Source organism: Yoonia maritima (genome assembly GCF_002933395.1).
Classification (GTDB): domain Bacteria; phylum Pseudomonadota; class Alphaproteobacteria; order Rhodobacterales; family Rhodobacteraceae; genus Yoonia; species Yoonia maritima_A.
On the sequence record NZ_PKFN01000008.1, the window covers coordinates 791,292 to 811,858 of the forward strand.

Annotated in this window: 20 protein-coding genes; 6 read left to right on the forward strand and 14 right to left on the reverse strand. The window is 53.5% G+C overall.

Features of this window, described 5'->3' with window-relative positions; genetic code table 11:
- Nucleotides 1-57 precede the first annotated feature (57 nt).
- From CYQ09_RS10510 to rsfS, 5 genes are all read right to left on the reverse strand, one after another.
- Nucleotides 58-1,404: a S41 family peptidase gene (locus tag CYQ09_RS10510; RefSeq protein WP_106745321.1), complete on the reverse strand. Its 1,347-nt coding sequence runs from the start codon at nt 1,402-1,404 to the stop codon at nt 58-60.
- Nucleotides 1,405-1,418: 14 nt separating this feature from the next.
- Nucleotides 1,419-2,495 carry a murein hydrolase activator EnvC family protein gene (locus CYQ09_RS10515; protein ID WP_106745322.1) on the reverse strand — a complete coding sequence of 359 codons (1,077 nt, stop codon included), beginning with the start codon at nt 2,493-2,495 and terminating at the stop codon, nt 1,419-1,421.
- Nucleotides 2,492-4,006 carry a 2,3-bisphosphoglycerate-independent phosphoglycerate mutase gene (gene gpmI, locus CYQ09_RS10520; protein WP_106745323.1) on the reverse strand — a complete coding sequence of 505 codons (1,515 nt, stop codon included), beginning with the start codon at nt 4,004-4,006 and terminating at the stop codon, nt 2,492-2,494. The genes CYQ09_RS10515 and gpmI overlap by 4 nt, the downstream gene beginning before the upstream one ends.
- Before the next feature lie 105 nt (nt 4,007-4,111).
- Nucleotides 4,112-4,582: a 23S rRNA (pseudouridine(1915)-N(3))-methyltransferase RlmH gene (gene rlmH / locus CYQ09_RS10525; RefSeq protein WP_106745324.1), complete on the reverse strand. Its 471-nt coding sequence runs from the start codon at nt 4,580-4,582 to the stop codon at nt 4,112-4,114.
- Complete coding sequence (gene rsfS, locus CYQ09_RS10530) at nt 4,582-5,037, reverse strand: ribosome silencing factor (protein ID WP_106745325.1); 456 nt, start codon at nt 5,035-5,037, stop codon at nt 4,582-4,584. The genes rlmH and rsfS overlap by 1 nt, the downstream gene beginning before the upstream one ends.
- Nucleotides 5,038-5,449: 412 nt before the next feature.
- Between rsfS and CYQ09_RS10535 the strand changes: the two genes are divergently transcribed.
- Complete coding sequence (locus tag CYQ09_RS10535; RefSeq protein WP_106745326.1) at nt 5,450-6,382, forward strand: type IV pili methyl-accepting chemotaxis transducer N-terminal domain-containing protein; 933 nt, start codon at nt 5,450-5,452, stop codon at nt 6,380-6,382.
- Nucleotides 6,383-6,431: 49 nt separating this feature from the next.
- Nucleotides 6,432-7,364, forward strand: a complete 933-nt coding sequence (locus CYQ09_RS10540; RefSeq protein ID WP_106745327.1) for a type IV pili methyl-accepting chemotaxis transducer N-terminal domain-containing protein — start codon at nt 6,432-6,434, stop codon at nt 7,362-7,364.
- 70 nt (nt 7,365-7,434) lie between these two features.
- Here the strand turns inward: CYQ09_RS10540 and CYQ09_RS10545 are convergent, their stop codons facing one another.
- Nucleotides 7,435-8,040, reverse strand: coding sequence for a sulfotransferase family protein (locus tag CYQ09_RS10545; protein WP_162617638.1), 606 nt, complete (start codon nt 8,038-8,040; stop codon nt 7,435-7,437).
- 36 nt (nt 8,041-8,076) lie between these two features.
- Nucleotides 8,077-8,865 carry an exodeoxyribonuclease III gene (gene xth, locus CYQ09_RS10550; RefSeq protein WP_106745329.1) on the reverse strand — a complete coding sequence of 263 codons (789 nt, stop codon included), beginning with the start codon at nt 8,863-8,865 and terminating at the stop codon, nt 8,077-8,079.
- Between the two features lie 251 nt (nt 8,866-9,116).
- Here xth and CYQ09_RS10555 point away from each other — a divergent pair, with 251 nt between their 5' ends.
- Nucleotides 9,117-9,974, forward strand: a complete 858-nt coding sequence (locus CYQ09_RS10555; RefSeq protein WP_106745330.1) for a delta-class carbonic anhydrase — start codon at nt 9,117-9,119, stop codon at nt 9,972-9,974.
- Nucleotides 9,975-10,018: 44 nt separating this feature from the next.
- On the opposite strand, the gene CYQ09_RS10560 is transcribed toward CYQ09_RS10555, so the two are convergent.
- A complete protein-coding gene (locus tag CYQ09_RS10560) occupies nt 10,019-11,008 on the reverse strand; it encodes an asparaginase (RefSeq protein ID WP_106745496.1) in 990 nt (329 codons plus the stop codon).
- Between the two features lie 197 nt (nt 11,009-11,205).
- On the opposite strand from CYQ09_RS10560, the gene CYQ09_RS10565 reads away from it, so the two are divergent.
- The 3 genes from CYQ09_RS10565 to CYQ09_RS10575 all read left to right on the forward strand — a co-directional run bounded on the left by CYQ09_RS10565 (nt 11,206) and on the right by CYQ09_RS10575 (nt 13,281).
- Entirely contained in the window at nt 11,206-11,736 is a 531-nt protein-coding gene (locus CYQ09_RS10565; RefSeq protein WP_204353928.1) for an invasion associated locus B family protein, read from the forward strand.
- Between the two features lie 125 nt (nt 11,737-11,861).
- A complete protein-coding gene (gene rlmN / locus CYQ09_RS10570; RefSeq protein ID WP_106745331.1) occupies nt 11,862-13,040 on the forward strand; it encodes a 23S rRNA (adenine(2503)-C(2))-methyltransferase RlmN in 1,179 nt (392 codons plus the stop codon).
- Nucleotides 13,041-13,074: 34 nt separating this feature from the next.
- Entirely contained in the window at nt 13,075-13,281 is a 207-nt protein-coding gene (locus CYQ09_RS10575; protein ID WP_106745332.1) for a hypothetical protein, read from the forward strand.
- A gap of 42 nt (nt 13,282-13,323) precedes the next feature.
- Here CYQ09_RS10575 and CYQ09_RS10580 read toward each other — a convergent pair whose 3' ends face one another.
- The 6 genes from CYQ09_RS10580 to CYQ09_RS10605 are packed head-to-tail and all read right to left on the reverse strand — an operon-like array spanning nt 13,324 to nt 20,513.
- Nucleotides 13,324-14,442, reverse strand: coding sequence for a Gfo/Idh/MocA family protein (locus tag CYQ09_RS10580; RefSeq protein ID WP_106745333.1), 1,119 nt, complete (start codon nt 14,440-14,442; stop codon nt 13,324-13,326).
- Nucleotides 14,443-14,451: 9 nt separating this feature from the next.
- On the reverse strand, nt 14,452-15,198 hold the full coding sequence (locus tag CYQ09_RS10585) for a sugar phosphate isomerase/epimerase family protein (protein WP_106745334.1): 747 nt from the start codon (nt 15,196-15,198) through the stop codon (nt 14,452-14,454).
- 14 nt (nt 15,199-15,212) lie between these two features.
- Nucleotides 15,213-17,585, reverse strand: a complete 2,373-nt coding sequence (locus CYQ09_RS10590; RefSeq protein ID WP_239495905.1) for a beta-mannosidase — start codon at nt 17,583-17,585, stop codon at nt 15,213-15,215.
- On the reverse strand, nt 17,582-18,661 hold the full coding sequence (locus CYQ09_RS10595; protein WP_106745335.1) for an ABC transporter ATP-binding protein: 1,080 nt from the start codon (nt 18,659-18,661) through the stop codon (nt 17,582-17,584). Before CYQ09_RS10595 ends, CYQ09_RS10590 begins: the two co-directional genes overlap by 4 nt.
- Nucleotides 18,662-18,667: 6 nt before the next feature.
- A complete protein-coding gene (locus CYQ09_RS10600) occupies nt 18,668-19,564 on the reverse strand; it encodes a carbohydrate ABC transporter permease (RefSeq protein WP_106745336.1) in 897 nt (298 codons plus the stop codon).
- 10 nt (nt 19,565-19,574) lie between these two features.
- A complete protein-coding gene (locus tag CYQ09_RS10605) occupies nt 19,575-20,513 on the reverse strand; it encodes a carbohydrate ABC transporter permease (RefSeq protein ID WP_106745337.1) in 939 nt (312 codons plus the stop codon).
- Between the last annotated feature and the right edge of the window lie 54 nt (nt 20,514-20,567).

The following is a 20,567-nucleotide window of genomic DNA, read 5'->3' on the forward strand; positions in this document are numbered from 1 at the left end:
AATGCTGACCTAAGCTTCACTGCGCCCGCTCAAGAAATTGACCGGGCGCTCGCGTATTTAATCGTTGCTGTGCGCCACGGGCCCAAGGGCGTTCAAACCCTTTAGGATGTCGATTGCGTAAGCCAATTGATAATCATCCTCGCGGAGTTCTGCCGCAGCGACAGCGCGCGCACGGTCTTCTTCGATTTGGCGAATTTCATCTTCGGTCAGGCTGTCGTTGTCCAGCGCACCGCGTAGCGACGCTTCTGTCCGTGGGTTGCCCGTGTTCTCTTCTTCGTCCTCATCAACCGGTTGTGGGCGCGGCTGTTCAACAATGATGTCAGGCGAAATACCCAGCGCCTGAATAGAGCGACCCGATGGCGTATAGTAGCGCGCTGTAGTCAGGCGCATCGCGCCATCGCTGCTGAGCGGGATAACCGTTTGCACAGAGCCTTTGCCGAATGAATTTGTACCAACGACAATCGCACGGCGGTGATCTTGCAAGGCACCAGCGACGATTTCAGACGCCGATGCAGAGCCGCCGTTGATCAATACAACAATCGGTTTTCCCTGCGCCAAATCGCCGACTGTGGCGTTAAAACGGTCACCGTCGGCCGCGTCACGACCACGCGTAGATACGATTTCACCCGCGTCTAGGAACGCGTCAGAAACAAACACAGCTTGGTTCAGAAGGCCGCCCGGATTGTTACGCAAGTCAAGGATGAAACCATCTAAGTTCTCAATACCGCCTGCCGCCTCGACCTGTTCATCAATGCCTTCGCTTAGGTTCGGGAAGGTCTGTTCGTTAAAGGTCGTCACCCGCAAAACAACAGCGTTCCCTTCAGTCCGGCTGCGCACCGCTGTCAGTTTGATAGTGTCGCGGATAATCGACACGTCAAACGGCTCCACTTCGCCTTCGCGTACGACGGTCACGATGATTTCGGCTCCAACGGGGCCACGCATAAGTGTGACCGCCTCATCAAGGGTCAGCCCCATGACGCTTTCGCCATCGACGGCCGTGATATAATCACCGGCCAATATTCCAGCAGCATCAGCGGGCGTGCCATCCATAGGTGACACAACCTTTACCCAACCTTCTTCTTGGGTGACTTCGATGCCAAGACCGCCAAATTCGCCGCGCGTGCTGACCCGCATTGCAGCAGCATCTTCTGCGGACATATAGCTAGAGTGCGGATCGAGCGATGTTAGCATGCCGTTGATCGCCGCTTCGATCAGTTCTTTATCATTCACGTCTTGAACATAATCAGTTCGGATACGTTCAAAAATGTCACCAAACAGATCAAGCTGTTCATACACGCTGCCGGTGTCTTGGGCATCTTGGGCAACCAAGGGCCCAGCGACTTGAATTGTTGTAACAAGGCCAAGTGCGGCACCACCAACAGCGGCAAAAATCAGCTTTTTCATTCCACGTCCTATGTCTATTCTAGCGCAAACCAAGCATCCGGGTTTACCGGACCTTGCCCTTCCCTGACCTCAAGATAAAGGGGTTGTGCGGCTTCATCTGTGCCATCAGTCTCGTTTTCAGTCAAAATACCGTTAACTTTTGTCGCATCCCCGCCCATCAACCCAAGCGGCGTGCCAGCGGGAATGATTTGGCCCACGTCACCATACAACGTTTCTAACCCCGCAAAGATGAACAAAACGTCAGGTGCAGGTTCAAGGATGACCACATTCACATCGCCAAGCAGCGGCCCGCGATATAATAACGTTGCTGCAACCGGCGATGTCACTAACGCCTGCGGTGCAGCAGCAATATATACACCCTCTGCCGCGCGGCCCGACGATTGAACGATACCCTTCACAGGAAGCGGAAGGTTCCCCTGCCGCGCAAGAACGGCATCAGGATCAGGCAAATCATTCGCAAGAGCATCTGCAAACGCACCCAAAGTGTCAGAACTCGCCATTAGAAGGGCGATCTGCACCGTGTCCTCTTCGAACCGGGTCGGCAAATCGCTGCGTTCGGATATAGCGCGCGCCAATGCGGCACGTGCATCCTGCGCGCCGGTTAACCCGTCTTCCAAATTTCCGGTTGCTGCCGCACGCACGTCACGCAAGTCCTGAACTTGCAAAAGCTGGCTGCGTAACGTTTCAGCCTCGGCTTGTAGGCCTTCTGTTACATCGGCAACCAACATACCCGCGCGCACCGAATCTATCGGGTGCTGCGCATTGCTACGGGCGACCGGTTCTGGCGTGTTCGAAATCGTTGATAGCGCACCTAGCAAATGCCCCAGCTCAGACCTGCGCGCGGATAAATCAGCAGACAATTCGGCCTCTTGCGCCGTAACCTGTCGCAGCCCAGAACGCACCGCGGCCAATCCAGCCTCATACGCCTGAACCGTTTCGGTCAACGCCTTGATTTGATCACGCGCTCCACCAGCTGACTGAAGCCGGTCCTGCGCACCCTGAAGCTGCGCCATCGCGTCGCGCGCGGCTTCGCCAGCGCTTTGCCCCCACGCGGGCAAAGCCAGACAAATCAAAAACGCTGCAAGCCTCATTTCTTAATCAAGCTACGACCGGTCATTTCATCTGGCAAAGCGAGCCCCATCAAATCAAGAATGGTCGGCGCAAGATCCGCCAGACGGCCGTCGCGTAGTGTCACACCCTCTGGTCCGCCGACAAGCGCAACGGGCACCGGGTTCAGCGTGTGCGCCGTGTGTGGGCCGCCCGTTTCCGGGTCGATCATCGTTTCACAGTTACCGTGGTCAGCGGTAACGATCATCGCGCCGCCTACGGCTTTGAGTGCCGCAAGCACCTCACCCAAACCTTGATCAACGGCTTCGCAGGCTTTGATCCCAGCATTGAGATCGCCAGTATGCCCAACCATGTCAGGGTTCGCGTAGTTCGTAACGATCAGATCATAACCGCTTCCAATTGCCTTTACGAAAGCTTTGGTCACTTCCCCAGATGACATTTCCGGCTGCAGATCATAGGTCGCAACCTTTGGGGATTTCGGCATAAAACGATCTTCGCCCGGCGCAGGTTCTTCGACGCCACCGTTCAAAAAGAACGTCACATGCGGATATTTTTCTGTCTCGGCGAGGCGGAACTGACGAAGCCCATGTTTTGCAACCCACGCACCCAAAGTGTTTTTTATATCGCGTTTGGGGAACACTGTTTCGAACCAGACATCGTGACGATCAGAATAGCTGACCATACCAAGAAGGGCAGCCATCTGTGGCTGCACACGGTCAAAGCCGTCAAAGTCAGGGTCAGCAATCGCCGCGAGGATTTCACGCGCTCGGTCAGATCGGAAGTTTAGGCAGAAGTAACCGTCGCCTTCTGCAAATCCCGCGTAATCACCAATGACCGTCGCAGGAATGAATTCATCCGTCTTGCCGTTAGCATAAGCAGCGGCAATGGCGTCTTGCGGCGTCGCGGCTTTGCCCCCCTGCCCGGTTGCCATCGCATCATAGGCCGTCTGAACGCGTTCCCACCGGTTATCACGATCCATCGCGTAATAACGACCAATCACGGTCACGATCTGCGCAGTAGCTGGCAGGCCGTCCTCTAGCTCTTGCATAAATTCTTTTGCTGACGATGGGGCAACATCGCGCCCATCTGTAATGGCGTGGATCACAACAGGAACGCCCGCATCCGCCAACGCCTGAGCCGCCGCAATAATGTGGTGCACATGACCATGCACGCCGCCGTCAGACACCACGCCCATCAGGTGGGCACGCCCGCCGCTGGCTTTCATCTTGGCGATAAATGCCTGCAAAGGTTCTGCGGTTGCAAAGGTGCCGTCTTCGATTGCCAGCTCGATCTGCCCCAGATCCATCGCGACAACGCGGCCTGCACCGATATTGGTATGCCCGACCTCAGAGTTACCCATCTGACCGCCCGGCAAACCAGCGTCGCGGCCATGGGTCAATAGCTGCGCGTGCGGTCCTTGCATGACCGCATCAAAATTCGGTGTATTCGCAAGTTTCGGTGCGTTGCCCGTGGTGTCATCACGCAGCCCCCAACCATCAAGAATACACAAGACAACAGGTTTCGGTGCAGACATCAGATTATCTCCGTAATAACGTTAGGGCAGGTCTAGCGCAGGTCGATGACAAACAAAACACGCCACATCCTCGCTTTGGTCAAAATACTCTCGCCGAAGGCGGAACTACGCCCGGTGGTAGGGACCGCCCGACAGAATTGCCGCGGCACGGTACAGCTGTTCTGCCAACATCACCCGGACGAGCATGTGCGGCCAAACCATTTTGCCAAAGCTCAGTGATGCATCCGCTTGGGCGCGCAAACTAGGGTCGATGCCGTCGGCACCACCAATCACAAAGGACACATCTTGGCGGCCTTGGTCACGCCAGCCCGCAAGCATTTTCGCGAAATCAGGGGATGACATCACCTTGCCGCGCTCATCCATCGTGCAGATTAACGAACCAGTGGGGATGGCCTTTTGCAGCAACTGGGCCTCGGCGGGCATTCCGCCGCCCTTTTTATCTTCGACCTCGATCAGTTGCGCAGGGCCAAGTGCAAGCGGCCGGCCCGTCCGATCAAACCGGGTCAGATAATCATCGTAAAGGTCGCGCTCTGGGCCCTGCCGAAGCCGGCCCACTGCACAAATATGAACACGCATCAGCTTGCCGTTGCGGACCCGGGCTGCCACATTTTTTCAAGCTGGTAGAATTCGCGCACTTCGGGACGGAAGATATGAACGATGATATCGCCCGTATCGATCAGAACCCAATCGCCAGTTTCTTTACCTTCGATCTTTGAAAAGGTTCCGAATTCCTGCTTTAGCCGCTCTGCCAATTTCTCGGCCATAGCGTTCACCTGACGGGACGAACGACCAGAGGCGATAACCATATAGTCACCCATCTCCGATTTACCGCGCAGATTGATCTGCACGATGTCTTCACCTTTGTCGTCGTCAAGTGACTTAAGAACAGCAGCCAAAAGCGCATCGCTGGTCGCAGTTTTTGGGGCGCTCATCGCTTTGGCCCCTGCGTTGGCAGCTTCAGCTGCCGATGTAGAAAGAGACAGAACATTGTCCTCCTTAATATACGCCGTCATGGCCCCGGCGCAGGGCATGCTATAAAACTAGCAACGCCGCACGCATTTTTCAACAAAACTACGAAAGGCAAGCGCCCATGTCGCGGATTTGCGCGTGTCTTGCAATGGCTGAACGCTATAAAAATCAGAGATTCCGCCCAATTCTGACGCAATTTGACGCAACATCACTTCTTCACGGAGGTTTTCAAGAATCGCTAACCCCATTGCCCCGGAGACAAGAGCAGGGTTCTAAAGCATTCACACCCCATTACCTGAGATCAAAAACAGACCGAAATCTCACCCGAAAGCCGCACCAAAACAACCATACAGCGATTGCCGCATTCAATCTGTTAAATTGTGTTAGCAACTTCACCTTTTGGTCTTATTTTTTTCGCAAATTCGGTTCACGCATCTTATTATTGTTTACTTACCATCTAATTGGACCAGTTTAATGCCCCGTTTCCAAAGAGCGTTGTTAACGCCTTCCTGCCTTGTTGCCTTTTCTCTCATCGTTGCACCGGCGCAAGCGCAAAATGCCCCACCTGAAGCTGAACTTATCGAAGTACAATATGACGTCGAATCTGACGGTGCTGATCGGATCCGTATTGCTGGACAGCTGCGCACCTTGACCCAGCAAGTCGCGGCAGCGTCTTGTGCGCTTACCTCGGGCATCGCCGTTGAAGAATCGCATGATGTCCTAGAGCAGGCAACTTCAGCGTTTGACCGTTATATCGTGGCGCTCAAAGATGGTGATGAAGGGCTGCACATTCTGCACCCTGAAACACGCCGCCTCACAATCGCGGATATCGACCATGTGCGTGACGAATGGAACAGTATCCACGGCGCGATCGAATCCATCTTACAAGATGGTCACGACACGCAAAGCGCCCATATTATCGACGACCACAACCTCAAACTGCTTGAACTGACATCCGTCCTCGCGTCTGATATCAGCAGCCAATACGCGCACCCATTTGAAATCAGCGCAGCCGACGCCATGATGATTGAAATCGCGGGGCGGCAACGCATGTTAACGCAAAAAATGGCGAAAGATGCCTGCGAGATTTGGACAGGCTATCACGCCGAGGAAGCCAAACTAGACCTTGCGCAAACAATGACGATCTTTGAAACTTCGCTTCGTGCATTACGGTTCGGCATGCCCGAAGCGGGCCTGCAAGAAGCGCCAAACGACACGATCCGCGCCGATTTGGATCATCTGTTGGAGCGCTGGGAAATCATTAAAGTGAACGAACAGATACTGGTAGATGGCGGCACACTGACCGATGATCAAAAGACTGAAGTCTTTCACGATCTAGAAGTCGAGCTAGCCGAGCTTGATCAACTGCTTCTTGATTACAAAGAGTACGCAGAGCGCGCCCATTAATGCCTGCTCGTTTTATAGAACCTTGATATTTCCCTGAAAGGAAACCGACATGCTACGCCATATTCGCAACGGCACGGCGCTCGCTCTTTTTCTTTGTACTGCCACAACCACGATACATGCGGACGAAATCCCGACTGAAACCGTGTTGATCGAAGCCCAATACGATATCGAATCTGATGGTGCAGACCGCATTCGTGTCGCTGGACAGCTGCGCACATTAACACAGCAAGTCGCCGCCGCGTCCTGCGCGTTATCGTCCAATATCGATACCGACGAAGCGCACATGATTTTAACCCGTGCGACCGAACAGTTTGATCGTTATATCTATGCCCTACGTGACGGCGATGATGCGCTTCACATTCTGCACCCTGAAACACTTCGGCGCACGCTTGAAGATATATCACATGTTTATGACGAATGGCTAAACATGCACGGCGCTGTCGATGCGATCCTAGCCGATGCGCATGATACGCAAAGCGCACTTGCCATTGATGACCAGAACATGCCGCTACTTGAGCTTACCACGGTATTGGCCGCCGACATTACCGGCCAGTATGCGCACCCCTATGAAATCACGGCCGCCGATGCGATGATGATCGAAATCGCAGGTCGCCAGCGTATGTTGACACAAAAAATGGCGAAGGACGCATGCGAAGTTTGGGCAGGCTATCACGCCGAAGAAGCGCGCGAAGATTTGGCTACGACAGTCACTGTTTTCGAAACTTCGCTGAAAGCGCTCAGATTTGGCATGCCAGAAGCGGGCCTTCAAGAAGCACCGACAGACAAAATCCGTGAGGATTTAGATCATCTGCTGGCGCGTTGGGACACCATCAAAGCGAACGAACAAATCCTGATCGACGGCGGCGAACTAACCCACGACCAAAAGACCGAAGTCTTTCATGATCTAGAAATCGAACTTGCCGAGCTAGACCACCTACTCGACGACTACAAAGAATACGCAGAGCGCACGCATAAACGCTAAGCCCGCGGAATAATAAAGGCCTTGCCGTCAAGCAGGGCCTTTATTGTTGTAAAAGCAAGAAAAGATCACTTTAGATATTGTTAACGTTCGCTTTTCCCCACCACTTAATCTCAACACCAAGCGCGTGACTAAGCTTCTCGGATGCATCGTGATCAGCGATGTCCACCTCAAGAAACCTTTTATCGCTTCCAAACGTATCCCTCATATTATCATAGTGGCTAGATATCCAAGCCACTAAACCCTCTCGAGAGGACACATGCCAATTCGATAGACCTGGTGCTCTTCTCTTTTTAAGGCGTTCATGAAGATCTGACCACCGCAGCATGCTGTCCGCCACTTTTTCAGGAGACCGAGTTAACATCAAAAAGAGGCAAGTCGGATGATGCTCTCTGACCTGCGATAGAACCGAGACATCCATTTGCGGCCATAAACTTAACGGAGGCATGATCACATCTGGCTGAGTAATTGCGTCAAACTGGGTCAATTCAGCCAGTGGATCGTCACCAGCCAAGTAGCTAGAATAAATCGCCTCGCCCACGAAACGACGCTTAATTATTTTCGTTCCGTGATCGGCAGAGCGGTATTTCCAGTGGGCGGAATTCAAACCAGATTTAACCAGTGCAGTATGTAGCGTGGTCGTTCCAGATTTAGGCAAGCCAAGATTAAACAAGCGCACGAATACATACCCTTCTTGTAGTATTTAAATCGCTCATTACAAATCGAAGGTTGCGAAGACGGGGGCGTGGTCGCTTGGTTTTTCCCAACCGCGTGCGTCGCGCAGAACCCGGCTTGAATGCCCTGCGTTTTTGATATCCGAAGTCGCCCATATGTGATCCAAACGGCGGCCTTTGTCGGCGGCGTCCCAATCTTTGGCGCGGTAAGACCACCAGCTGTACAGCTTACCTTCGGGAACATCGTTGCGGGTCACATCTGCCCAATTGCCAGCAGCCATGACATCAGCGAAATGCTCGACCTCGACCGGGGTATGGCTAACGACCTTAAGCAGTTTTTTGTGGTCCCATACATCATCTTCACGTGGCGCGATATTCAGGTCACCAACAAGAATGGATTTCTCGGGCTTGGCGGCATGGTACGCATCGCGCATGTCGGTCAGGTAGTCCAGCTTTTGACCAAATTTTTCGTTCACTTCGCGGTCAGCGACATCGCCACCGGCAGGAACATAGTGGTTGTGGATCGTCACGCCGTTTTCCAAACGCCCCGCGATATGACGCGCATGGCCGAGTGCGGCGTAATCTTCGGCTGCGACTTCGACCATCGGAATTTTCGAAAAAATAGCAACGCCATTGTAACCTTTTTGGCCACGCGCAACCATGTGCGTGTACCCCAATGACTGGAACTGCTCGAGAGGAATTTTGTCGACCGGGCTTTTGCATTCTTGCAAACACAGCACATCAGGCGCTTCTTCGCTCATGAGCTTTGCGACGATATTTTCACGCAGTCGAACCGAGTTAATATTCCACGTAGCAAGGGTAAAAGGCATAGGGTTCCGCTCTTTCGTTGACGTTCCGCGTGCAGCCGCACATTCGCCCGCTATGTGTGCACCTCAGCGCGATTATGTTCAAGCATTAGCTTCTTTTCTTAACAAAACCGGATAATCAGCATGAATCTCAAAGCACGCTTAGATGATTGTACTTTGGGCAGGTTTCGGAGTTGGGTTCCAGAAGATTGCATAAGGCCTTATAACCTCTGGCCATAATAAGCCGATCCAAGACAACAGTTAGGAACACCCAAATGAGAAACAAATCAGCCATGGTCGTCGCTGTGACGTCTCTAATTGCATTTCAGAACGCAGCATTCGCCGCGGAAACAAGCGTTGGCGATGACGTCATTGCCGAACAGCGCGCGGAGCTTGCCACTAGTACCGAGGGTGCAGGGTTTGGCCCGCAGTCCCCACGCGACATCAGCGAAGTTTCCGGCACGAATACGCGCGCGTTTCAAGCTGCACCTGCTTTCACAGAGATGAACCTGTGTGACATTCACTTTCATGAAAATGCCGAACACCGTGGTGGGGAATTCACCCAATACGCTGGTAACGGCGACGGCCAAGGCTATGGCACTGGGTTCAAATATACTGGCGAGCTGTCCGACGCAGAACTTGCCCCAATTGACAGCCCTATTGGCGCGACTGAACATGGTGACTTACAGCCCGGCGATACAATCGAAGTACACTATGTCTTCTCAACCGCCCAAGCACAGCCCGGCCCAACATTGGGCACCTGCCTGTCCGACGCGATCAACAATCCACAACTGCGCGTAGAAGCACAGGTGTTTGTTCTTGTGAATGACACAGAGGCATTGGACTTTAACGATCTTGCAAAGGTCGAAACCGTCGACGGTCTGTATCAGGCACCAAACATCCCGACCGACACTGGAATAGCCGTGACCTATGCCGGTTCGACAACTGGCCCGGGCTACAACGAAAACGGGTCTCCTTTCCAAGTGACTTGGAACGTTCGTCCGAACGTCGCTCGCGTTGACATCAACACTGTCGGCACCTGGTTCGAAGACAACGTATTTGAAGAAGATCACGCACATGGCGTGCGCAACCTTGTTGTGAATCCTGACCTTCTGTCAGAAATCGCGCAATAAAATTATTGCGTCGGGGCGTTGGTCTAACCAACGCCCCAGCATATTTAGGCCAGAACAGCGGCAGGGCGAACCTGCCCCACTTCGATGCCGCGCCAGTTCTTCAGTACCGGCGACATCCGCGCAATCGCAGCAGGGTGTTTCGCGTGAAGCACACCCAAGTTCACCAAAATCGTAGCAATCACGCATTCGCTCGCACGGGTCGCGCCGTCACGGATTTTTAGCGCAACGCCTAGACGTTTTTCAGGGATGATCGCGACGAACACACCGTCTGCGCCTGTCTTGATCGCGACACGCCCATCCATCGCCCGCATCAGATCAGTGCAGGCACGTGTTTCGCCTGCCACCAGCTCTGGATAGGCCATCATCGCGTCGCGTAGCTTTACGGCAGATGTGCTGCGTAGATCGGACCGATCATGCGCACTTGCGAAAAACGCCATTGCGCGTGCAAGACCATGTACCGTGCTGGCGTGGTTCGGTGCAGAACAGCCATCAATGCCATATGTTGGGCTTGTTTCTTGTGTCGTTTCCTCGAACGCGGCTTTGCCTGCCTGCTGCACGGGATGGTCGATTTTTTCGTAATCGGCACCGCCGCCCAGATGTTTATTCAATGTCAGGAATCCAGCATGTTTACCCGAACAGTTATTGTGAATTTGGCATGGCTGTTCATCCGCGCGGATCAACGCATCGCGTGCGGGTTTGTCGCCGGGCACCTGTGGACCGCAGCGAAAATCCGCATCCGTCATCCCCAGATCCTTGAGCCATACACCAACGCGATCGGTGTGAATGGCCGCACCTTGGTGCGATGCGCACGATAACGCCAACTGTTCCTGTGAAAGATGCGCACCCGCGCCGCTTTCCAGTAACGGCAATGCTTGGATCATTTTGCATGACGACCGGGGGAAAATTACGGCAGATGGATCGCCCCACGCGTTCACAATTTCGCCAGTGTCATCGCAAATCACAGCATGCCCTTGATGCACGCATTCAAGCAGCTCCCCACGCCAAACTTCTACTAGATCAACAGGATTTGCCATTCTTTTGCCTTTTTGGATTGTAAGTGTCATTGCGATACCGTGCCCATCAAAGTTTTGGGGGCTTTCCCCTTGGCACGTTTTTTTGATAGAGCTTAGGTTATCGGGTTAATAAAGGTCCTGCCAGTCCAAAGGTACCATCAGTGTAGCTAGGTAGCGATTGGACCCTTAAGAGGCAAAGACAGCTTGGAGGCTGCGAGATGATTTTGAATATTGCGCGCACGTTTGGCGTTGTAGCGGCACTTGTTTGTGCGAATACGGCAACAGCACAGGAGTCGAGCGAAAACCGCGTGGCTGCAAATACAGACTGGGCCGTTTATGTCGAAAGCGACCCAAAAGAATGCTGGGCTGTTTCTGCGCCGGTGAACACCACCAACACCCGTGACGGTCAACCCGTCACCGTGCGCCGCGGTGAAATTCAGCTAATCGTATTCTATCGCCCATCTGGCGAAGTGAGCGGTCAGGTGATGTTCGCAGGTGGCTATCCCTTCGCAAGTGGTTCCACCGTTTCAATGAAGGTCGGCGATACGACCCTTGAAATGTTCACAGAAGGTGAATTTGCATGGCCAGCAAGCGCCGAAGATGACGCAAAATTTGTTACCGCGATGAAGCGCGGCGCAGATGCTGTTGTGACTGGCCGTTCTGGCCGTGGCACGCAGACACAAGATACATTTAGCCTACTAGGGTTTACGGCTGCCGTCGACGAAGCCGCATCCCAATGTGCTGGCTAAACCGTCCGCGCTAACATCCGTGCCTTTGGCATGGATAAATATGTTCTTAAGAAACGGGCTGCTTTTCTTGTGAAAGCGGCCCGTTGCTCTTATATGCAACGCTTAAACCCGATTTGGAGCACCCAATGGACCCCAAGGCCCCCATTACCCAGGACGTCCTGACGATCCCGCGCAAGCTGCCGGATGGTCCACAAAACATTATTGGCCTGACCCGCCCTGCCCTGCGCGACGCGTTGATCGCCGCAGGCACAAAGGAAAAGCAAGCCAAGATGCGTGCTGGCCAAATCTGGCAATGGCTTTACCATTGGGGTGTCCGCGATTTTGATCAGATGACCAATCTGTCAAAAGACTATCGCGCGATGCTGGCTGAAACATTCGTGATTTCCCTACCAGAGGTCGTGACCCGCCAGATATCGGATGATGGTACACGCAAATATCTGGTCCGCATCGCAGGTGGCCACGAGGTAGAGGTCGTTTATATTCCCGAGACTGATCGCGGGACACTTTGTATCTCTAGCCAAGTCGGCTGCACGCTGACCTGTTCATTCTGCCACACGGGCACGCAGAAACTCGTCCGCAACCTGACCCCCGGCGAAATCATCGGCCAAGTCATGTTGGCCCGTGATGATTTGGACGAATGGCCAGAGCAAGGTGCGCGCAACACTGCCGCCCCCCGCCTGCTGTCGAACATCGTTCTGATGGGCATGGGCGAACCGCTTTATAACTTTGAAAACGTGCGTGATGCGATGAAGATCGCGCTTGATCCCGAAGGCATCGCGCTGTCGCGTCGTCGCATTACGCTGTCCACTTCTGGTGTCGTTCCTGAAATCGCCCGCACTGCCGAAGAAATCGGCTGTCAGTTAGCGGTATCATTCCACGCGACAACAGACCAAGTCCGCGACAAGCTGGTCCCAATTAACAAGCGCTGGCCCATCGCCGATCTACTCGATGCGCTACGCGTTTACCCGAAGGCATCAAATTCAGAACGGATCACGTTTGAATATGTAATGCTGGATGGCGTGAACGATTCTGACGAAGACGCGCGGCGTTTGGTTAAACTGATCGAAGGCATCCCCGCCAAAATCAACCTCATCCCATTCAACGAATGGCCCGGTGCACCCTATAAACGTTCGTCAAACAATCGCATTCGGGCGTTTGCTGATATCGTTTATAACGCTGGATATTCATCGCCAGTGCGTAAACCACGCGGCGAAGACATCATGGCAGCATGTGGTCAGCTAAAGTCAGCAACCGAACGCCAACGAAAAAGTCGCGCACAAATCGCACAAGAGACCGGGCTTTAACGAGATATTCATCGTGTTTCATTAAGCATAACGCATGAAACATATTATGCTCGATTTACCGCCCGAACTTCTTGATGCGCTTGAACATGTGGCAGGCCGTGATGAGGTTGCGATTGCCAGCCTTGTCCGGGACGCTGTGCGCAATGATCTGAAACAACGCGCATCAGCACTAACGAATAGGTCGCTGCGGATGCCGATACATGCACAACCTGCGCAGCAGCCAACGGCACACGCTATCTAATCAATATGCCCGCCATTCGCTTTCGAATGGCGGGCATAACTTTTATGCAAGCAACGCGCGCGCTTCATCCGGTGATAGTGCCGCCGGGCGCTCACACGTCGTTGTCATTTCGACAAACCGACGTTCTTCACCTGCCTTTAAGATGCTGGTCATCACGTCCACCGCATGCACAGCGACGTCGATATTGCAGCGATGTTCACGCCCTTCTGCAATTGCAGTCGCCATATCCGCCAGCCCCGCACAGCGATAGTTTGCGCGTTCGTCTTGGTTCGCCACGCTGAACGGGTGATCCCACGGCTCAACGGTGCTGATCTCTTTGTCTTCGCCACTGATTTCGACGTCACCGCCAAAGAAGTTTGGATCAGGTAGGAAGATCGAACCGTTTTCACCATAGATTTCCATGTGGTCATGACGATGCGCCCAAACATCCCAGCTTGCGCCCAATGTCACAACAGCACCGTTTTCGAATTCAAGCAGCGCCTGAATGTTCGTCGGCGTTTCAACCGGAACCGTTTCACCAAGGCGATCACCGTTACCGATGGTCCGTGTTGCAAAGGTTGCCGTGGCAAGCGCCGTGACCGACTTTACCGGCCCTATCAGCTGGATCAGGTTGGTGATGTAATACGGCCCCATGTCCAAAACCGGACCACCGCCGGGCTTAAAGAAAAAGTCCGGGTTCGGGTGCCATGCTTCCATGCCATGCCCCATCACGTGGCAAGTACCACCGATGATGCGCCCGACCTTGCCAGCATCAATCTGTGCCCGCGCCAACTGATGCGCCCCACCAAGGAACGTATCGGGGGCCGAACCAACACGCAGACCTTTTGACGCCGCCAGATCGCGTAACTGCTTGCCCTCGTCCAATGACAGCACCAGCGGCTTTTCAGAATAGGCGTGTTTGCCAGCCTCAAGGATCTGTTTTGTGACCGCAAAATGCACGTCAGGGATAGTTAGGTTCACAACCACATCAATGTCATCTGCGTTTAGCAAATCATCGACAGTTTCAGCACGCACGCCGAATTCTTCTGCACGTGCTTTGGCTGTATCCATGTTGATGTCGGCCACGGCCTTAACGTCCAGCGACTTAAACAGTGGGGCCAGTTTGAGATATGAGGTTGAGATGTTGCCGCATCCGATGATGCCTACGCCAAGTTTTGTCATGGTAACCTCTTAGAATTTTTGGATGGTAGCCAAGCTGCGCCGTGCAAAGCGCGCGTGGTCTTTTGGATTGTCATGTTCGACGACATAGTGATCGACGCCAGTTGCTTGCAGGGCCGCGTGGATCGCGGCCCAATCTTGGACGCCATGGCCCACGTCGGCCCAGCCATCTTCGTCAGCGTTTTCACCTGCGGGCGCAATATCTTTGATATGTGCTGCGGTAATGCGGCCGGCGTATTTGTTGATCCATTCAATCGGGCTAAACCCCGCGCGCAGCACCCAGCCCAGATCAAGTTCAAGCATCAGATCGTCAGATGCCGCAGCAATCAGATCAAGCGGTAGATCACCTGTTTCTGTCGCGACAAATTCAAAGTCATGGTTATGCCAACCAAACACAAGCCCTGCGTCTTGAAACGGCTTGCCCGCTTCGGCCAGACGCGCACCAAACGCAACCCAACCAGCGGCATCCTTGGGGCGATCATCTGGCATAACAAATGGCACGATAACCTTGGTCGCACCTAAGTCCTTGGCGATGGCGATCATAATAGCGGCATCATCTTCGGCCATATCCAGCCCAATGTGGGTGCTGGTCATTTTCAGACCAGTCGCGTCCAAACCGGCCTTTAGACCATCGATATCACCGAATAGACCACCATAGCCTTCGACCTCTTTAAAGCCTGTTTCGGCAAGCATCGTAAGCGTATCACCCAGCGGCGGGAAATTCCGTGAGCAGAAGAGTTGATATGAAATCTGTGTCATCTTGAGTTCCTTGTTTAGGCGTAGGTCGCGCTATGCAGATCGCGCAGCGTGAAATCGGGTTTGTCATCTGGGTTGTTTGGCGTGAACTGAACGACCTTGGTCTGCCCCGGTAGCAACGTGAAAGCGTTGTCATCACAGCGCCCAGGCACGTCCGCCTCGACCGCGACGAACAGCGCAAGCGTATCCGCAGTAATCGTGATTACATTGCCATCGACGCTATACAGCAGGTTGGCCGCTGGCAGGTCATAGTCCTTGTAGGGTTTGGGCGCGAAGGTATCGCTGCCCTTGGTGCCGTCCGATACGTCCCATTCATAGTGCAGCATTTCGTCTGCACGCAGATCGCTGGCCGACACGGTCAGAACATCGACAGCGTTTTCTGCAACCGATGCGCCACCTGCGCCCAGTTCACGCAAAGCCCCGGTCATATCAACGCCGTAGACTGCAACGGTCACATCGCAGGCCTCTGGCATGTCGTTGATGGCGCGCAGCACAAATTCACCATCTTGCGGCACTGCGGTCACCAAAACTGGCGCATAGAAGTCGCGCGCCATGTGGTGAAGCAACTTCCAATCGCCACCATGATCCAACGACGCCCATGAACAAACTGGCCATGTGTCGTTTAGCTGCCAAATCAGGGTACCCATGCAGCGCGGTTTCAAACTACGCCAGTGGGTAACTGCGGTTTTAATCGCCAGTCCCTGCTGGACTTGGGACATATAGACAAAGTCATCAAAGTTTTTGGGCCAGCGGAAATAGCGGAACATCGTTTCTGCGATCCGCGCATTGCCGCCTTCGTTCTTTTGGTGGCTTTCCAATACGGGTGCCGCGATGTTCTGGTCCGCCTCGCCTGCGAATTTACGCACGGCGTTCATTGATGGATAGCTTTGGAAACCGAATTCAGAGCAGAACCGCGGGCTTACATCCCTGTAGTGTTCAAAATCGCGTCCTTCGTGCCAAACCGACCAGAAATGCATATCCCCTGATCCGTCATCATGCCACGCATCGCCAAAGTTCATTGGCCCCGGTGAAGGCGAAGACGGCCACCAAATCGCAGTCGGATCAGTTTCCAACAACTGCGTTTCGATGGCCCGGTTCAAGCGGTCGTAGTTGACCAAATACCGATCGCGGTCGTTGATGCTGCAATCATACCACCCCAGTGCGCCGATCAGTTCGTTGTCACCACACCAGATTGCGATGCAGGCGTGATGATGCATCCGCGCGACATTGTCTTTGATCTCGGCGCGGACTTCATCCAGATAGTCATTGTCGGATGGGTATAGGTTGCAGGCAAACATAAAATCCTGCCAGACCAACAGGCCCAATTCATCGCAGGTATCATAGAACGAGGTTGGTTCGTAGCGGCCACCGCCCCAGATACGGACCATGTTCATGTTCGCGTCGACCGCCGACTGAAGTAGGTCGCGTGTCTTTTCTTCGGTAATTTGCCCCGGCAGTGCATCAGCAGGAATCCAGTTGGCCCCTTTGCAGAACACGTCACGACCGTTGATGCGGAACTTAAACCCTAGCCCGGCCTCATCCGTTTCCGTTACCAGCTCCATCTTACGCAGGCCGATCCGACGGTGTGCTCTGGCAGTACCAGCTGTCACGGTCAGGTCGTATAGCGGTTGGTCGCCCTGATCAGCGGGCCACCAAAGATCTGGGTTCTCGATCACCGCAGTCAGTGCGCAAATACCGTTTTGGCTGATGCCCGTTACAGTCTGCCCTGCAATTGTCGCCGATACTTCACCAGTGTGGTTTTCGGTGTGAACAATCACACCTAGCATCACCGCACCTTCGGCGTGTTCTTGGGTAATCGCCAAACGTTCGATCCGCGCGGCTTGTGACGGTTCAATCGCCATCGTGCCATAGATGCCGAACGGAGCCAGCGCGATATTCCAATCCCAACCGAAATCACAGGCTGGTTTGCGCAGCATATTCCCATCTGGGATCGGACAGTTCTTACTTATTGGTAACGGGAAAGGATGCGCCGCTTGTTTCTCTCCGCCCGTTACAACAGGCGAATGGAAAGTGATGCTGATGCTATTCGATCCGACCTTTGCGACATCGGACAATGGTACACGGTAGGTACGAAATGCGTTCTCTGCTTCGAGTACGACTTGATCGTTAACACGGACAGTTACGACAGTATCCATTTCGGACAAAACCAAATCTAAATCGATTTCGGAACTGTCGAAATGACGCGTGACCGTCCAGTCGCGTTCGCAAATCCAGCGCAGATCATATTCGTTACGCCCCCAATAGGGGTCGACGATCAGCCCTGCCTCGTGCAGAGCAGTAATTCCATCGGTGGGCAGATGCATCACACAGGTGTAATCGCCGCTGTCATCAGACAGCGACCATTCACCAGCCAAGTTTAAATGTGTCACAGGCGATCCTCGGTTGATTTATCAAAGAGCGACGCGCGCGACGGGTCGATCCCAATCGCAAGCGTTTCACCGGCTTTTACCCTCGCCTGACCATCCATCCGAATACGGAACGCATGTTGGCCAAGCTTCGCATAAACCAGCGTATCTGAACCCATTGGCTCAACCAGATCGACGTCAGCTTCGAATTGCAGTGGCGCATTTCGCACCAGTTCACCCGTTACGACATGTTCTGGCCGGATACCGATAACAACAGGGCGATCAGCAGTTTGCGGTGCAACAAAATCATAACCCGTCATCGGCATAACCATGTCATCCAACTTAAACGCACCACCTATCAACTGACCTTCCAAGAAGTTCATCGACGGGCTGCCGATAAAGTCAGCGACATAGAGGTTGCGCGGTTGGTTATAGATCTCATCCGGGCTGCCGAGCTGCATGATCTTGCCGCCCTTCATGACCGCGATACGGTCGGCCAATGTCATGGCTTCGACCTGATCGTGGGTTACGTAAATCATGGTATTTTGCAGTTGGTTGTGCAGACGTTTTAGTTCGACCCGCAGGTCAACGCGCAGTTTGGCATCAAGGTTCGACAAGGGTTCATCGAACAAGAACACATCGACATCGCGGACCAAGGCACGACCAATGGCAACACGCTGCCGCTGTCCACCAGACAATGCACCCGGCTTGCGGTCAAGCAACGGTTCAATTTGCAAGATTTCAGCCGCCCGCGCGACCCGCTTTTCGATCTCGTCTTTTGGAACCTTGGCGTTTTTCAGACCAAACGAAAGATTCCCCTTCACGCTCATCTGCGGATAAAGCGCGTAAGACTGGAACACCATGCCGATGCCCCGTTCAGACGGTTCGGCCCATGTTACGTTTTGGCCTTTGATGTGAATCTGGCCGTCAGTGACCTCTAACAGGCCAGCGATGCAATTCAGCAGCGTTGACTTACCACAGCCAGACGACCCCAGCAGCACAAGGAATTCGCCTTCGCCGATGTCTAGGTTCAAGTTTTGCAGCACCTTCACAGCGCCAAACGAAAGGTCGAGGTTTTTGATTTCTACAGAGTTAGTCATGTTTTATCAGCCTTTGACAGCGCCGGCAGCGATGCCGCGTACGAAGAGTTTGCCAGAGGCAAAGTAAATGACGAGAGGAACAAGCCCGGTCAGCAACGTGGCTGCCATGTTTACGTTATATTCCTTCACGCCCTGCACAGAGTTCACGATATTGTTCAGCTGCACGGTCATCGGATACCGATCAGGCGACGAAATATACGTCACCCCAAACAAGAAGTCGTTCCAGATACCTGTCACCTGAATGATCAATGACACGACAAAGATCGGTAGCGACATCGGCAGCATGATCCGAAAGAAGATTGCCCAAAAGCCAGCGCCATCGACGCGTGCAGCTTTGAATAACTCTTCGGGGATCGATGCAAAGTAGTTCCGAAACAGCAACGTGTTAATCGGCATCCCAAAAGCCACGTGAACCAGAACCAGCCCAGTCAATGACCCATAAAGACCCGCTTCGCGCAGTAGGATAACGATTGGGTACAGCATGATTTGGTAAGGAATGAATGCGCCAATCATAAGGATGCCAAAGAATACTTCGGACCCTTTGAATTTCCACATCGATAAGGCGTAGCCGTTCACGCTTGCTACCGCGACTGAAATAATCAGCGACGGGATCAGAATGCGGACAGAGTTCCAGAACCCACGCGACAAGCCATCACAGTTGATCCCGGTGCAGGCTTGCGACCATGCCTTGACCCATGGTTCAAAGGTGACTTCCATTGGTGGGGCAAAGATGTTGCCGACCTGAATTTCGGGCAACCCCTTAAGTGATGTCACGACCATCACATAAAGCGGTAAAGCGTAATAAAGTGCGACAACGATCAACGTGCCGTAGATCATAATGTTAGTGCGGTTAAAGGCGCGCTTTGGTTTCGGTCCGCGCGGCCCTGTCATTGCAGCGGTCATTGTTCCTGAATCAGCCACGCTTCTTTCCTCCAAATTCAAGAATTGCCCAAGGGACCAGAATGATCACAACAGTGACCAGCATCATGGTCGAAGCAGCAAAGCCCTGCCCAAGGTTCTGACCACCAAACATGGACGTCATCACGTACATCGCAGGCACCTGCGAACTAATCCCCGGCCCACCAGAGGTCTGGGCAACCACGAGGTCGTATAGCTTCACGATCCCAGAACCGATTAGAACCAGCGACGTCACAAAAACAGGACGCATCATGGGGATAATAACGCGGATATACGTTTTTACAGTGCCAATCCCATCAACGCGGGCGGCCTTCCAAATGTCTTCATCAATGCCGCGCAACCCGGCAAGCATGATGCACATGATCAAACCTGTACCTTGCCACAGCCCCGCGATCAGCAATCCGAACATGACGATCTTTGAATTATTCATTGGGTCGAAAGCAAAGCTTTCCCACCCCATCTCGCGGATTATATTTTGCAAACCAAGCTGGGGGTTCAAAATCCATTGCCACACAAGCCCTGTTACGATGAAAGATAGCGCAAAAGGATACAGGAAAATCGTACGAAGCACGCCTTCGCCACGCACCTTGCGGTCAAGTAACGCCGCAAGCGTAAACCCAATGACAAGCGTCAAGATCAGAGAACAGATACCATAGATGGCTAAGTTCTCGATCGACACGATCCATTTGCGGCTACTCCAAAGACGCTCGTATTGGTCCAGACCAACCCATTTCAGGCGCGGTAAAAGACCAGAACTGGTGAAGGAATAGACAATCGTCCAAACCGTGCCACCAACAAAGATGACGAGTGCGGTGAACACCATCGGCAAAGACGCGATTTTTGACGACAAATTCTTAAAAATGCGTGTGGGTTTTCGGGCTGGGGTGCCCTGCCCTGCTTGCGCAGTGGCATCTGTGGCATCGGAAAGCGCCATTTATTCCTCCCTGAGTGATCGCTACACCGCGACACAGGCCCCCCGAAAAGGAGG